The organism is Neopusillimonas aromaticivorans (assembly GCF_030344915.1).
In the GTDB taxonomy this organism is placed as follows: Bacteria; Pseudomonadota; Gammaproteobacteria; order Burkholderiales; family Burkholderiaceae_B; genus Neopusillimonas; species Neopusillimonas aromaticivorans.
Genome location: NZ_CP128233.1, coordinates 1,505,756 through 1,519,051 on the forward strand (window position 1 = coordinate 1,505,756; position 13,296 = coordinate 1,519,051).

At 56.2% G+C, this 13,296-nt stretch carries 14 protein-coding genes and 4 pseudogenes; 2 read left to right on the forward strand and 16 right to left on the reverse strand.

The window, feature by feature from the left end; all coding sequences use genetic code 11:
* Positions 1 to 42: 42 nt before the first annotated feature.
* Genes N7E01_RS08170 through N7E01_RS08180 form a run of 3 tightly spaced genes read right to left on the reverse strand, consistent with a single transcriptional unit; the run spans position 43 to position 3,070 of the window.
* On the reverse strand, positions 43 to 906 hold the full coding sequence (locus tag N7E01_RS08170) for a fumarylacetoacetate hydrolase family protein (protein ID WP_289175475.1): 864 nt from the start codon (positions 904 to 906) through the stop codon (positions 43 to 45).
* The gene (locus N7E01_RS08175; protein ID WP_289175768.1) at positions 903 to 1,859 is read right to left on the reverse strand and encodes a hydroxymethylglutaryl-CoA lyase; all 957 of its coding nucleotides are present in this window, start codon (positions 1,857 to 1,859) and stop codon (positions 903 to 905) included. Before N7E01_RS08175 ends, N7E01_RS08170 begins: the two co-directional genes overlap by 4 nt.
* A complete protein-coding gene (locus N7E01_RS08180; RefSeq protein WP_289175477.1) occupies positions 1,859 to 3,070 on the reverse strand; it encodes a CaiB/BaiF CoA transferase family protein in 1,212 nt (403 codons plus the stop codon). Before N7E01_RS08180 ends, N7E01_RS08175 begins: the two co-directional genes overlap by 1 nt.
* Before the next feature lie 220 nt (positions 3,071 to 3,290).
* Here N7E01_RS08180 and N7E01_RS08185 point away from each other — a divergent pair.
* Positions 3,291 to 4,147, forward strand: a pseudogene (locus N7E01_RS08185) (LysR family transcriptional regulator).
* 148 nt (positions 4,148 to 4,295) lie between these two features.
* Here N7E01_RS08185 and rpsQ read toward each other — a convergent pair.
* The 10 genes and pseudogenes from rpsQ to rplC all read right to left on the reverse strand — a co-directional run bounded on the left by rpsQ (position 4,296) and on the right by rplC (position 9,047).
* Entirely contained in the window at positions 4,296 to 4,571 is a 276-nt protein-coding gene (rpsQ, locus tag N7E01_RS08190; RefSeq protein WP_289175479.1) for a 30S ribosomal protein S17, read from the reverse strand.
* 1 nt (position 4,572) lies between these two features.
* Positions 4,573 to 4,764 carry a 50S ribosomal protein L29 gene (rpmC, locus tag N7E01_RS08195; protein ID WP_289175481.1) on the reverse strand — a complete coding sequence of 64 codons (192 nt, stop codon included), beginning with the start codon at positions 4,762 to 4,764 and terminating at the stop codon, positions 4,573 to 4,575.
* Between the two features lie 9 nt (positions 4,765 to 4,773).
* Positions 4,774 to 5,190, reverse strand: a complete 417-nt coding sequence (rplP, locus tag N7E01_RS08200) for a 50S ribosomal protein L16 (RefSeq protein ID WP_289175484.1) — start codon at positions 5,188 to 5,190, stop codon at positions 4,774 to 4,776.
* A gap of 2 nt (positions 5,191 to 5,192) precedes the next feature.
* Positions 5,193 to 5,984, reverse strand: a complete 792-nt coding sequence (gene rpsC / locus N7E01_RS08205; RefSeq protein ID WP_289175486.1) for a 30S ribosomal protein S3 — start codon at positions 5,982 to 5,984, stop codon at positions 5,193 to 5,195.
* 9 nt (positions 5,985 to 5,993) lie between these two features.
* Positions 5,994 to 6,325 (reverse strand): annotated as a pseudogene (gene rplV / locus N7E01_RS08210) (50S ribosomal protein L22).
* Positions 6,326 to 6,601, reverse strand: coding sequence for a 30S ribosomal protein S19 (rpsS, locus tag N7E01_RS08215; RefSeq protein WP_093971149.1), 276 nt, complete (start codon positions 6,599 to 6,601; stop codon positions 6,326 to 6,328).
* A 12-nt stretch (positions 6,602 to 6,613) separates the two neighbouring features.
* The gene (gene rplB / locus N7E01_RS08220; protein WP_289175489.1) at positions 6,614 to 7,441 is read right to left on the reverse strand and encodes a 50S ribosomal protein L2; all 828 of its coding nucleotides are present in this window, start codon (positions 7,439 to 7,441) and stop codon (positions 6,614 to 6,616) included.
* Positions 7,442 to 7,737, reverse strand: a pseudogene (gene rplW, locus N7E01_RS08225) (50S ribosomal protein L23).
* The gene (gene rplD, locus N7E01_RS08230; RefSeq protein ID WP_289175490.1) at positions 7,734 to 8,354 is read right to left on the reverse strand and encodes a 50S ribosomal protein L4; all 621 of its coding nucleotides are present in this window, start codon (positions 8,352 to 8,354) and stop codon (positions 7,734 to 7,736) included. The pseudogene rplW and the gene rplD overlap by 4 nt, the downstream one beginning before the upstream one ends.
* 3 nt (positions 8,355 to 8,357) lie before the next feature.
* Complete coding sequence (gene rplC / locus N7E01_RS08235) at positions 8,358 to 9,047, reverse strand: 50S ribosomal protein L3 (protein ID WP_289175769.1); 690 nt, start codon at positions 9,045 to 9,047, stop codon at positions 8,358 to 8,360.
* A 298-nt stretch (positions 9,048 to 9,345) separates the two neighbouring features.
* Between rplC and guaD the strand changes: the two are divergent.
* A pseudogene (guaD, locus tag N7E01_RS08245) lies at positions 9,346 to 10,663 on the forward strand (guanine deaminase).
* A gap of 94 nt (positions 10,664 to 10,757) precedes the next feature.
* Here the strand turns inward: guaD and N7E01_RS08255 are convergent.
* The 3 genes from N7E01_RS08255 to tuf form a co-directional block, all read right to left on the reverse strand.
* Positions 10,758 to 11,438, reverse strand: a complete 681-nt coding sequence (locus N7E01_RS08255; RefSeq protein ID WP_289175494.1) for a sulfite exporter TauE/SafE family protein — start codon at positions 11,436 to 11,438, stop codon at positions 10,758 to 10,760.
* 272 nt (positions 11,439 to 11,710) lie between these two features.
* The gene (rpsJ, locus tag N7E01_RS08260; protein WP_289175496.1) at positions 11,711 to 12,022 is read right to left on the reverse strand and encodes a 30S ribosomal protein S10; all 312 of its coding nucleotides are present in this window, start codon (positions 12,020 to 12,022) and stop codon (positions 11,711 to 11,713) included.
* 71 nt (positions 12,023 to 12,093) lie between these two features.
* Entirely contained in the window at positions 12,094 to 13,284 is a 1,191-nt protein-coding gene (tuf, locus tag N7E01_RS08265; protein ID WP_289175498.1) for an elongation factor Tu, read from the reverse strand.
* Between the last annotated feature and the right edge of the window lie 12 nt (positions 13,285 to 13,296).

The following is a 13,296-nucleotide window of genomic DNA, read 5'->3' on the forward strand; positions in this document are numbered from 1 at the left end:
TTATTAACCATAGCAAAATAGAATACCTGGCCAGCCCATCGATCAGGCCTTGGGCGATCGCACGGCGACGCTGATGCTGCCAATGCCCTGCATGGTGACGTGAATCGTGTCACCGCCCACAACCGGGCCCACGCCTTCGGGCGTGCCTGTGAAAATAATATCGCCCGGATGCAAGGTATAGAACGATGAGGCGTACTCGATAATTTCCGGAATACCCAGAATCAGATCACGGGTATTGGCCTTCTGGCGCGGCTCTCCGTTTACGGTCAATTCAAAGTCAAGCGCCGACGGGTCGGACAGCTCATCCGACGTGACCAGCCACGGGCCCACCACGCTGTAAGTGTCAATCGATTTACGCATGCTGCGTTCTTCTGGACCGCGTGTTGTCATGTCCAGGCCAATGCTGTAGCCGGCCACATACGACAGCGCATCGGCAGCAGAAATATTGCGCCCCTGCTTGCCAATGACGGCAACGACCTCGGCTTCATGGTCGTTGCGCCGGTTGGGATGCTCGAGATCAACACCGGCACTGACGCCCACCAATGAACTGGTCGCCTTCAGAAACAAGCCGATTCTCTGGATTTCCTGAATGGCGTTCTGATGATGGATCTCTGCGTCGGCACGGGCCTCTTCAAGGTGCTTCGTGTAATTGACCGGTGCCGCGACGATTTTGCCCGGATTGGCAACCGGGCTAAGGAAGGTAACGCTGTCAACCGGAACCGAGGTAGCCGCAGGCAGCAATGCCTCAATGCGGGTGCGCACCGTGTCAAGGTTGGCAATGAGCACGTCGTACGTCGGTGCCGGATAACGCAGGGCAGGCAAGACATCGAGGGCATCGGTCACATCGTAAATGCGGTCATCGCGGGCAACGCCCAGACGGTTATCGTTGAAACGGCAGATTTTCATTGGTTTGCTCCTGAAAGAGCCCGCACCGACTCAGGCACGGGATAGCGGCGTGTGTAAGGGCCCGCCTTGGCAACCTGACTCGGAACGTCATGACCGACGATTTCGGGAAGCAGGCGGGAAATTTCGATGAGTTGATCAAGGTTGACACCCGTGTCGTAGCCCATGGCCTGAAGCATGTGGACCATATCTTCGGTACACACATTGCCGCTGGCGCCAGGTGCAAACGGACAACCGCCCAAGCCGCCCAACGAGGCGTCAAAGCGGTCAATGCCGGCACGCAAGGCCGCCAGCACATTAGCCAGCCCCATAGCACGGGTATCGTGGAAGTGGGCCGTCAGGACCAGCTCGGGCCAACGCTCGCGCACCTGGGCACACACGCGCTCAACCTGCGCAGGATTGGCCACACCGGTGGTGTCGCACAGACTGACGGCGTTAATGCCCATGTCGAGATAGCGCTGCACCAAATCAAACACAACGCGATCCGGCACCGCACCATCGAACGGGCACCCAAACGCGGTTGACAGCGAAGCGTTGATGGCCACGCGGCCATCGATGTGACGCACTACCTGCTCGAACTGGCTCAACGACTGTTCCTGGGTCATGCGCAGATTGGCGAGGTTATGCGTGGCGCTGGCTGACATGAATAGATTGATTTCATCGACTCCGCACGCCAGGGCACGTTCGCAGCCGCGTACATTCGGTACCAGTACGGCGTACAACACACCGTCGATACGGTCAATCTGCTGCATGACCGCTTCAGCATCAGCCAGGTTCGGTATGGCCTTGGGTGAAGTGAACGAGGTCACTTCAATCTTGGCCAGCCCCGTACGGGACAAGGCGTTGATCAGTTCGACTTTCTGTTCTGTTGGAATAAAGCGCGGTTCAATCTGGAAACCGTCGCGTACCGAAACCTCTTGTATATACAGTTTCTTGCCGGTTATTGGTGAATTCATCATGCCAACCCCGCCTGTTTCATCTTTTCATATTGCTCGGGTGTGACGCCGATCTGTTCGAGCACCTCGCGCGTGTGCTCACCCAGTTTCGGGCCCAGCCAGCGCGTTTGTCCAGGTGTTTCGCTCAGCTTGGGCACAATACCCGGCAGGTCTACCGGCTGGCCATCGGGCAACACAAACGACTGGATCATATCGCGTGCCCGATAGTGGGCATCTTCGTAAATATCTTTGGCGGTATAGATACGACCGCAAGGCACTGACGCCGCATCCAGCGTTTCCAGAATATGCTCAAGGGTATGCTCTGCAGCCCAGCTTGCAATCACACCATCCAGCATTTCTGTCTGTTTTGCCCGCCCGTCATTTTGAGCCAGCGCAGGGTCTGCACCCAGGTCTGAACGGCCAATGGCGTCCATCAGGCGTTTGAAGATGCCATCACCATTACCGGCGATAGCCACATAGCTGCCATCCTGGCACTGATACGTGTTGGAGGGTACGATGCCGGGCAACGCCGAACCGGTACGCTCACGAATATGACCGCCAACCGAATATTCTGGGATCAGACTTTCCATCACAGCAAAGACCGCTTCATACAGGGCCACGTCAATGACCTGTCCTTTGCCCTTATTGACTTTGACATGATGCATGGCAATCAGGGCACCAATGACCGCGTACAACGATGCCAGGGTATCGCCCAGACTGACGCCGGTACGCACCGGGGCGTGATCGGGGTAACCCGTAACATAGCGCAGCCCGCCCATGCATTCAGCGATTGCGGCAAAGCCGGGCTTCTGACTGGCCGGCCCTGTCTGGCCATAACCGGAAATACGCACGAATACCAGCGACGGGTTGATGGCGTGCAAGGCCTCGGGGCCAAGACCCCATTTCTCGAGCGTGCCGGGACGGAAATTTTCGATGAGGATATCAGCCTCTGCCACCAGCTTGCGCACAATATCTTGTGCTTCCGGCTGTTTAAGATCAAGCGTGACCGATTTCTTGTTGCGACTTTGGGTATACCACCACAGCGATGTACCGTCATGAAGCTTGCGCCAGGTCCGTAATGGATCGCCTTTGCCAGGCGGCTCGATTTTGATGACATCGGCACCAAACTGCGCCAGCACCGTACTGGCGTAAGGGCCGGCAATCAGGGCACCGAGCTCGAGGACTTTTACACCGCTGAGCGCGTGTTGTTGTGCTGCGGGAGCATGAGCCATGCAAGGATCTCCGTACATCGGGTTCGCGACCACTGGCAAGACAAGGAATTTCTGTTATGCCAGAAGCGCTGTGTTATCGTTTTCCAGCATGATGCTTGGAAAAACTCAGGACGTAAAGCTGTAATTTTCGAAAGCATCATCGCAAAATACGATGATAAATCACCACAACAGGCGATCCATGACCATTGACCCCAAATCATTGAAGCTGTTCGTCCAGGTCATGCACGAAGGCACCATAAGCGCCGTGGCCGAACGCGAACATATTGCTGCGGCGGCCGTCAGCCGGCGCATTGCCGATCTGGAAGCGGCGCTGGGTGTTGCCCTGGTGAAGCGCAGCAACCGCGGCCTGCAACCCACCGACGCCGGGCAGATGCTGATCAGCCGGTCGCACAGGGTACTGAATGAGCTGGAAAGCCTGCAGATGCAGATGCATGATTATCGCTCGGGAGCACGGGGCTATGTGCGCATCCATGCCAACATGTCGGCAATCAACGAATTTCTGCCGTCGGAACTGAAAGTGTGGTTGGCCTCGAACCCGGCCATACGCATTGACCTGACGCAAGCGCTCAGCAGCGAGGTGTCGCAAGCCATTGCAGACAATGCCGCCGACATCGGTCTGCTTGTCGTCGATGAACCCCTTGATGGTGTCGAGTACCTTCCTTATCAAAGCGATCAATTGGTTATTATCACGCCAATCGATCACCCCTGTCCGGACAGGCCCGAATCACCTTCGCCGACACCTTGCCTTACATGTATATCGGCCTGCCGCAGGGCAGTCAGCTCAACCTGCAGCTGACCAGAGCAGCAATGGCCACCGACCAGCGTTGGCAAATCCGCTTCCTCGTACAAAATTATGGTGCCCAAACGTTGATGGTTGAGGCCGGTCTGGGTATCGGGCTGCTGCCCCGTCGCATTGCCGAAGCGCACGCCAAAGCCCTTCGACTGCATATCATTGAACTGGACGAGCCCTGGGCTGACCGGCAAATGCACATCTGCATCCGAAGCTATGACAGCCTGTCGGTATCGGCGCGCAGCCTGGTGGACCAAATGGTCGATAACTTCCAGCTCAGGGCCTGACGACTTTCGCCCTGGACGACCTGTTCGTCTGGCATCGGGCCAAACATACCTTCAGACGACAAAAAGCCCGAAGGCGTTAGCCCCGGGCTTTTTGCTGTACCGGCTGAAACCGGCAGTACGCAAACAACACGTACTGTCCGGATGCAACTTAAACGATACGCACTGCTTCGATCAGACGAGTGACTGTCCAGGCCTTGTTACGGCTGATAGGACGGCCTTCTGCGATCTCAACGGTGTCGCCTTCGTTGTACTGGTTGGCTTCATCGTGCGCCATGTACTTGGCAGAGCGGACGACGATTTTGCCATACACAGGATGCTTGACGCGGCGCTCGACGCGAACGACAACGCTTTTATCCATCTTGTTGCTGACAACTTTACCAATCAGCGTACGCTGACGCTTGGTGGTGTTTTGAGTTTCGCTCATTTTACTTTCCTGCCTTCTCAGTCAGGAGAGTGCGCACACGAGCGATGTCGCGACGTACTTTACCCAACTGACTGGTATTGGAGAGTTGCTGAGTAGCACGTTGCATACGCAAACCGAATTGTGCTTTCAGAAGGCTCTCGAGCTCGGTCTGGAGCTCTTTGGAATCTTTGGAACGGAGTTCGCTGGCTTTCATAAGATCTCCTTAGGCGCCGATACGACGTGAAACGAACGTCGTGGAAATCGGCAACTTGGCAGCGGCCAGACGGAACGCTTCACGCGCGATTTCTTCGCTGACGCCTTCCATTTCGTAGATTACCTTGCCAGGTTGAATTTCAGCGACCCAGTATTCCGGATTACCTTTACCGTTACCCATACGAACTTCAGCAGGTTTCTGCGAAATTGGCTTGTCGGGGAAGACACGGATCCAGATACGGCCGCCACGTTTGATGTGACGGTTGATCGCACGACGAGCAGATTCGATCTGGCGAGCGGTCAGACGGCCACGACCTGTGGCTTTAAGACCGAATTCACCGAACGATACTTGAGCACCGCGAGTTGCCAGGCCAGTGTTACGGCCTTTCTGCTCTTTGCGGTATTTCCTGCGTGACGGTTGCAACATAATTATTCTCCTTCAGCTGGTGCTGCCGCCGCAGCATCAGGCTTACGAGGCGCCCGGCCACGACCACCGGCGGGACGACGGCCTTCAGGGCGGTCACCACGCGGGGCACGGCGAGGACGACGCTCGTCGTCGCGAGGCGCTGCTGTTTCGACCGGGAAATCACCGTTCGGCAGCATGTCGCCCTTGTAGACCCATACCTTGATACCGATGATCCCGTAGGTTGTCGCGGCTTCGGACGTTGCGTAGTCGATGTGGGCGCGCAGGGTGTGCAGAGGCACACGGCCTTCACGGTACCACTCGGTACGGGCAATCTCGATACCGTTCAGACGACCCGAGCTCATGATCTTGATGCCCTGGGCACCCAGGCGCATTGCGTTCTGCATGGCGCGTTTCATAGCGCGGCGGAACTGGATACGCTTTTCGAGCTGCTGAGCGATGGAATCAGCGACCAGCTGGGCATCGGTTTCAGGCTTGCGGATTTCTTCGATATTGACGTGAACAGGCACGCCCATGAGACGCTGAAGATCGGCCTTGAGGCTTTCAATGTCTTCACCGCGCTTGCCGATAACCACACCCGGACGAGCCGAGTAAATGGTGATGCGGGCATTCTTGGCAGGACGCTCGATAACGACGCGACCCACCGAGGCGGATTTGAGCTTTTTCTTCAGGTATTCACGAACGCGGATGTCGTCGGCGAGCATACCGCCGAAGGCCTTGTCGTCAGCATACCAACGCGAAGTCCAGTTGCGGTTAACCGCGAGGCGGAACCCAATCGGGTGTACTTTTTGTCCCATTGCGACTCCTTAAGCGCCGACTTTGACCACAATGTGGCAAGTCTGCTTCTCGATACGGTTACCACGACCTTTTGCACGGGCGGAGAAACGCTTCATGGACTCACCTTTGTCTACATAAATCGTAGTGACTTTCAGTTCGTCGATGTCAGCGCCGTCGTTGTGCTCGGCGTTGGCGATAGCGGACTCAAGCGCTTTCTTGAGGATGCCCGCGGCTTTTTGGGTGTGAACGTCAGGATGTTCAGCGCTTGTGCGACTGATTTGCCACGGATCATGTCGGCAACCAGACGGGTTTTTTGCGCAGAAATGTGGACGCCACGGATAATTGCAGTAGTTTCCATCACTTACCTCTTGGACTTTTTGTCCGCTGCGTGGCCCTTGAATGTACGGGTCAGCGCGAACTCGCCGAGCTTGTGACCGACCATGTTCTCGTTGATGTAAACGGGAACGTGCTGGCGGCCATTGTGCACAGCAATCGTCAGCCCAATGAACTCGGGCAGGATGGTGGAACGGCGCGACCAGGTTTTGATCGGCTTTTTGTCTTTGCCTTCGACGGCCGCATCAACCTTTTTGATCAGGTGATCGTCGACGAATGGGCCTTTTTTAATCGAACGTGCCATTATGTACGCCCCTTACTTGCGCTTGCGACGCGAGACAATCATGTTGTCTGTGCGCTTGTTGCTACGAGTGCGATAGCCCTTGGCCGGTGTACCCCATGGGCTGACCGGTTCACGACCTTCACCTGTGCGTCCTTCACCACCACCGTGCGGGTGATCGACCGGGTTCATGGCAACACCACGAACTGTCGGACGAATACCGCGCCAGCGCATGGCACCGGCTTTACCGATTTGACGCAAGCTGTGTTCTTCGTTACCCACTTCACCAATGGTGGCGCGGCAGTCGATATGAACGCGACGGACTTCGCCAGAGCGCAGACGCACCTGAGCGTAGACACCTTCACGAGCCATCAGGACAGCGGATGCACCGGCTGAACGCGCCAGCTGAGCACCTTTGCCAGGCAACATTTCGATGCAGTGGATGGTGGTACCGACCGGGATATTGCGAATAGGCAATGTGTTACCGGCACGGATAGGGGCATCTTTACCCGACATGAGCGTTGCACCGACTTCAAGGCCACGAGGAGCGATGATGTAACGGCGCTCGCCATCGACGTAGCAAAGCAGCGCAATGTGAGCAGTACGGTTGGGGTCGTATTCCAGACGCTCAACTTTGGCGGCGATACCATCTTTGTTGCGACGGAAGTCGACCAGACGGTAGTGCTGCTTGTGACCACCCCCACGGTGACGTACCGTGATGTGACCATTGTTGTTACGACCGGAACCACGCGATTGCTTTTCGAGCAATGGTGCGTAGGGAGCGCCCTTGTGCAGATTGGGCGACACAACCTTGATCATGCCACGACGACCAGCCGAGGTCGGTTTGACTTTAACGAGTGCCATTTAGTTCACCTCCGTAAAGTCGAGTTCCTGACCTTCTTTCAGCGAAACATAGGCTTTACGTTCGTTACGACGGCGACCGACGAAACGACCGAAGCGCTTTTGTTTGCCTTTCTGGTTCAGGACCTGAACGGAATCGACTTCGACTTTGAAGAGCAGCTCGACCGCGGCCTTGATTTCAGGCTTGGTAGCATCGGCTACAACGCGGAAAGCGATTTGCTGATTTTTTCGGCAACGAACGTGGACTTTTCAGTCACGACAGGAGCCAGGATAACTTGCATTAAGCGTTCGGCGTTCATCCCAACATCTCCTCGAGTTGAGCGATAGCCGGCTTGGTGATCAACACTTTTTTGTAGTGGATCAGGGACAGCGGATCGGCATAACGCGGTTCGACAACAGCAACGTGAGGCAGGTTGCGGGTTGCGAGGTAAACGTTTTCGTCGACGGTATCAGTGATGATGAGTACCGAATCGAGGCCCATGCCCTTGAGCTTGGCAGCTGCCAGCTTGGTTTTGGGAGACTCGAGATCGAAGCTTTCAACAACGGCGATACGGTCTTCACGAGCCAACTGGGAAAGGATCGCACGGATGCCTGCGCGATACATTTTCTTGTTGACTTTCTGCGAGAAGTTTTCGTCGGGCGAGTTCGGGAATGCACGACCACCTCCGCGCCAGATCGGCGAGGATGTCATACCAGCACGAGCGCGACCGGTACCTTTCTGGCGCCAGGGCTTCTTGGTGCTGTGCTTGACTTCGGCACGGTCTTTTTGCGCGCGGTTACCGCTGCGTGCATTGGCCTGGAAAGCAACGACGATCTGGTGAACCAGCGCTTCGTTGAAATCACGACCGAAGACGGTGTCGGGCGCTGCATAAGTAGCGGCCGATTGACCTTGTTCGTTCAGGAGCTTGAGTTCCATTGATTACGCCCCTTTCTTGGCCGACATCTTGATGGCCGGACGAACGATAACGTCGGAATTCTTGTGGCCAGGGACAGCGCCCTTGACCAGCAACAAACCGCGTTCTGCGTCGACGCGAACGATGTCAAGATTTTGAACAGTGCGGGTTACGTCACCCAGGTGACCAGCCATTTTCTTGCCGGGGAAAATACGGCCCGGATCTTGAGCCTGACCGATAGAACCAGGCACGCGGTGCGAACGGGAGTTACCGTGTGACGCACGTTGCGAACCAAAGTGGTGACGCTTGATGGTACCGGCGAAACCCTTACCGATGGTTGTGCCTGTAACGTCAACTTTTTGACCTGCTTCGAAAACGCTTTCAACAGCCACAACGGAACCAGCCGTAAATTCGGCGGCTTTTGCAGGGTCAAGGCGGAATTCTTTAAGGATGCTGCCGGCTTCAGCGCCAGCTTTGGCGTAATGCCCGGCAACCGGCTTGGTCACGCGGGAAGCGCGACGTGTACCGTATGCAACTTGCACAGCCGCATAGCCATCAACTTCAGGGGTCTTGACTTGCGTGACGCGGTTGTTGGACACGTCCAGTACTGTTACGGGGATGGACTCGCCTTCCTCGGTAAAGATACGGGTCATGCCAACTTTGCGACCTACAAGGCCAAGCCGATGCGCGGCAGGCGTAGGTGTCGAGTTCGACATCATTTTCTCCATTCCCGACTACGATTGGTCGGGGCTAAATTACGTGAAAACGCGCCACAACAGCTACTTTTAACGGCAGCTGCCCTGGCCCGAAGCCACAATTCTTGTTTAAACCAAAAATACAACCACAATTGCCAAAGCAATGCTTTTTTGGCTAAGCTTGCTACTTTAGCATGTCAAGCGCGTTTTTTGCAAGTATCACAATAGTTTAGCGTTGCACAACAGCCAACACGCAGGCCGTGCGACGTCCGGTTCCCGTCACAGGGGCCCGGTCACGCCCCAGTTACGGAGTCATGGTATGGCCAGTTCATTTTTACGCACGGCATTGCGCGGCGCTTTCATTACCTTTCGGGGCAACCCGTTCACAGACGGGCAAGACGCCCTGCAGTATGAGTCTGACGGCCTGATCATTTGCCGGGACGGGTTGATCGAGTTCGCTGGCCCCTGGGATGCACGTCACCCCTTCTGGCTGGCGCCACGCTACGCCATTACCCCGATGCCCTGATGGTGCCGGGTTTCATTGACACGCATGTGCACTATCCCCAGATGCAAATGATCGGGGCGTATGGCGCCCAGCTGATTGACTGGCTCAATACCTATACGTTCGTCGCCGAGCAACAGTATTCCGACTTGACATACGCCCGTACAGTCGCTGACACCTTCATTTGCGAACTGCTGCGGTCCGGCACAACAACGGCTGCCGTGTATTGCACGGTTCACCCGGCCTCGGTACAGGCGTTTTTCGAAGCCGCAGAAAAACGCGACCTGCGCATGATTGCCGGCAAGGTGCTGATGGATCGCAATGCACCAGACGCCTTGCTGGATACGGCTCAGTCTGGCTACGACGATTCACTTGCACTGATCAATGCATGGCACGGAAGAGGCCGATTGCACTACGCCATTACCCCGCGTTTCGCACCCACCAGCTCGCCGGCACAACTTGAAGCCGTCGGGGCGCTATGGAAGGGCAACCCCACAACCTATATGCAAACCCATTTAAGCGAAAACCACGATGAAATTGCATGGGTCAAGTCGTTGTTTCCAGGGCGCAAGGGTTACCTGGATGTCTATGACCACTATGGCCTGGTTGGACCGCGGGCGCTGTACGGGCACGCCATTCATGTCGATGCCTCAGAATGGCAACGATTGGCCGAAGCCGATGCCAGCGTGACGCATTGCCCGACATCGAATCTGTTTCTGGGCAGCGGCCTGTTTGATTTTGCACGCACCTGTGAACCCGAGGCCGGCCTGTTGCCCGTTCGCACCGGATTGGCCACTGATGTGGGGGCAGGCACCTCGCTGTCCATGCTGCGCAGCATGGGCGAGGCCTATAAAGTCGGGCAGCTTGGGGGTATTCATTGTCGGCAATCAAGGCGTTCTACCTGGCCACGCGCGGCGCGGCAAACGCCCTGCACCTTGAGCACCGCATCGGGTCGATCGCTGCCGGTCATGATGCCGACATTGTGGTGCTTGACCGCCACTCGACACCACTGCTGAAGTTTCGCGACAGTTATTGCAACTCGATCGAAGAGGTCATGTTCGTACTGATGACGCTGGCCGATGATCGGGCCGTGAAAACAGTGTATATCAATGGTGCACCCGCTTCGCTTGCATGAAGTCAGGCCAGAATCACCGACCTGAAATTACCCTTGTTTTGCACGCTTGGGGGCCCATGGCTTTTGCACAGTCTGCCCCCGTGCCTGCTCTGCATCACAGGCTTGCGGCAACACCGTCCCACATCAGCTTCACGCCTGTACCAAACAGGAAAAGATACATCAGTCGGAAGAACAGGACCGGGCTGATCTTGTCATGCAGGTAGATGCCCAGTTTCACCCCGATGACGGCCAGCGGCGAAAGCACCAGCGACGTACCCAGGTTGGTTGCATCCAACAACCCCAGTGCCGCATAAGGCACCAATTTGACGTAATTGACGATGGCAAAAAAGATGGTAACCGTACCCACCATCAGCCGTTTGTCGAGCTGTTTGGGCAAAAGGTACATCATCAGGGGCGGCGCACCCGCGTGCGCCAGAAAGCTGGTAAAGCCCGACAGGCCTGACCAGAAGCCGCCCTGCAAATGGTCGGCCAGCGCCGATGCCTCGACCCTGGGTTTTACAGTACGCCAGCGCTTGGACCAATGGTTCAGCGTAAACACAATCGCCATGACACCCAGCAGCAACTTCAGAGCGGCGTCACTGACGTACTCAAACGTCAGATAACCAATCAGTGTACCCAGCATTGCACCCGGGATGAGCTTCATCATGAGCGAGGTATTCCAGGTGCTGATCCAGGCACGCAAACCCGTGATGTCCATGACACACAAGATCGGCAGCATGATGCTGGCAGCCTGTACCGGCGATACCGTCAAGGCCATCAGGGGTACGGCCAGCATGCCCAGGCCTCCGGCGAAGCCCCTTTACCAATACCGACAATAAGAACACCGGGAATGGCAACAAGATAAAACCACGGATCAAGAATCAAAGACATAGGAGGACGCTGAAACCTTTTGGCGATGTGCCCGGAACGCAAGAGGCACCATGCAACTGTCCCGTTTAAGCCAAACAGGCAGGGCGCGCCAATTGCACCTGGCGGAAAATGACAAACGCCATGCTGATGCATGGCGTTTGAACTGACGGGCAAAACAAGCTTGCCAGGCAGGTGAACTTATTGCAGCGCGATTTCGACGTCAACGCCGGCAGGCAAGTCAAGACGCATCAGGGCATCAACAGTTTTGTCGGTAGGATCGACAATATCCATGAGGCGCTGGTGTGTGCGGATTTCCATTTGATCACGCGCTGTCTTGTTGACGTGAGGCGAGCTCAACAAATCGTAGCGGCGAATACGTGTTGGCAGTGGTACGGGACCACGCACAACCGCACCCGTGCGCTTGGCTGTATCGACGATTTCAGCAGCAGACTGGTCGATCAGTTTGTAATCAAAGGCTTTCAGGCGGATGCGGATTTTCTGGTTTTTCATGGAGAGTCCTAAAGAACGATAAAGGTAAAGGGCGCATGCCCTTTACCCTGGGTGGTTAGGCTATTGCTGAATCAAGCAATAATCTTGGCAACAACACCGGCGCCGACGGTACGGCCACCTTCGCGAATCGCGAAACGCAGACCTTCTTCCATCGCGATCGGAGCGATCAGCTTGACGGTCATCGACACGTTGTCACCGGGCAGAACCATTTCTTTGTCTGCGCCCAGATCGATGGTACCGGTCACGTCAGTCGTACGGAAGTAGAACTGGGGACGGTAGCCATTGAAGAACGGCGTGTGACGGCCACCTTCGTCTTTGGACAGAATGTACACCTCGGCGGTGAAGTCGGTGTGCGGCTTGATCGAACCGGGCTTGGCCAGAACCTGACCACGCTCAACGTCTTCACGCTTGGTGCCGCGCAGCAGAATACCGACGTTATCGCCAGCCTGACCTTGGTCAAGCAGCTTGCGGAACATTTCAACGCCAGTACATGTTGTCTTGACAGTGTCTTTGATACCGACGATTTCGATCTCTTCGCCGACCTTGACGATACCGCGCTCGATACGGCCAGTCACCACCGTACCACGACCGGAGATCGAGAACACGTCTTCAACCGGCATCAGGAAGGTACCGTCAACCGCACGTTCAGGCGTAGGAATGTAGGAGTCCAGGGCTTCAGCCAGTTTCAGGATGGCTTGTTTGCCCAGAGGGCCTTCGTCGCCTTCCAGAGCCAGTTTGGCCGAACCCTTGATGATCGGGGTGTCGTCACCGGGGAAGTCGTATTTGGACAGCAGCTCGCGCACTTCCATTTCGACCAGCTCCAGCAGCTCTTCGTCATCAACCATGTCAGCCTTGTTCAGGAACACGATGATGTAAGGCACGCCAACCTGGCGGCTCAGCAGGATGTGCTCGCGGGTCTGGGGCATGGGGCCGTCAGCAGCCGAACACACCAGAATCGCGCCGTCCATCTGGGCCGCACCGGTAATCATGTTCTTGACGTAGTCGGCGTGGCCGGGGCAGTCAACGTGAGCGTAGTGACGATCTGCGGTTTCGTACTCGACGTGCGAAGTATTGATCGTAATACCGCGTGCTTTCTCTTCAGGAGCGGCGTCAATTTGCGAGTAGTCTTTGGCTTCGCCACCGAACTCTTTAGCCAATACGGTACAAATCGCTGCGGTCAGCGTGGTTTTGCCGTGGTCAACGTGGCCGATTGTGCCGACGTTTACGTGCGGTTTGGTCCGCTCAAACTTACCTTTTGCCATGTCTTATCCTAT

Bases quoted from the DNA above. Each gene is read 5' to 3' on its own strand.
- N7E01_RS08170 (WP_289175475.1), bottom strand. From the start codon at position 906: ATGAAAATCTGCCGTTTCAACGATAACCGTCTGGGCGTTGCCCGCGAT.
- N7E01_RS08175 (WP_289175768.1), bottom strand. From the start codon at position 1,859: ATGAATTCACCAATAACCGGCAAGAAACTGTATATACAAGAGGTTTCG.
- N7E01_RS08180 (WP_289175477.1), bottom strand. From the start codon at position 3,070: ATGGCTCATGCTCCCGCAGCACAACAACACGCGCTCAGCGGTGTAAAA.
- rpsQ (WP_289175479.1), bottom strand. From the start codon at position 4,571: ATGAGCGAAACTCAAAACACCACCAAGCGTCAGCGTACGCTGATTGGT.
- rpmC (WP_289175481.1), bottom strand. From the start codon at position 4,764: ATGAAAGCCAGCGAACTCCGTTCCAAAGATTCCAAAGAGCTCCAGACC.
- rplP (WP_289175484.1), bottom strand. From the start codon at position 5,190: ATGTTGCAACCGTCACGCAGGAAATACCGCAAAGAGCAGAAAGGCCGT.
- rpsC (WP_289175486.1), bottom strand. From the start codon at position 5,984: ATGGGACAAAAAGTACACCCGATTGGGTTCCGCCTCGCGGTTAACCGC.
- rpsS (WP_093971149.1), bottom strand. From the start codon at position 6,601: ATGGCACGTTCGATTAAAAAAGGCCCATTCGTCGACGATCACCTGATC.
- rplB (WP_289175489.1), bottom strand. From the start codon at position 7,441: ATGGCACTCGTTAAAGTCAAACCGACCTCGGCTGGTCGTCGTGGCATG.
- rplD (WP_289175490.1), bottom strand. From the start codon at position 8,354: ATGGAACTCAAGCTCCTGAACGAACAAGGTCAATCGGCCGCTACTTAT.
- rplC (WP_289175769.1), bottom strand. From the start codon at position 9,047: ATGTCGAACTCGACACCTACGCCTGCCGCGCATCGGCTTGGCCTTGTA.
- N7E01_RS08255 (WP_289175494.1), bottom strand. From the start codon at position 11,438: ATGCTGGCCGTACCCCTGATGGCCTTGACGGTATCGCCGGTACAGGCT.
- rpsJ (WP_289175496.1), bottom strand. From the start codon at position 12,022: ATGAAAAACCAGAAAATCCGCATCCGCCTGAAAGCCTTTGATTACAAA.
- tuf (WP_289175498.1), bottom strand. From the start codon at position 13,284: ATGGCAAAAGGTAAGTTTGAGCGGACCAAACCGCACGTAAACGTCGGC.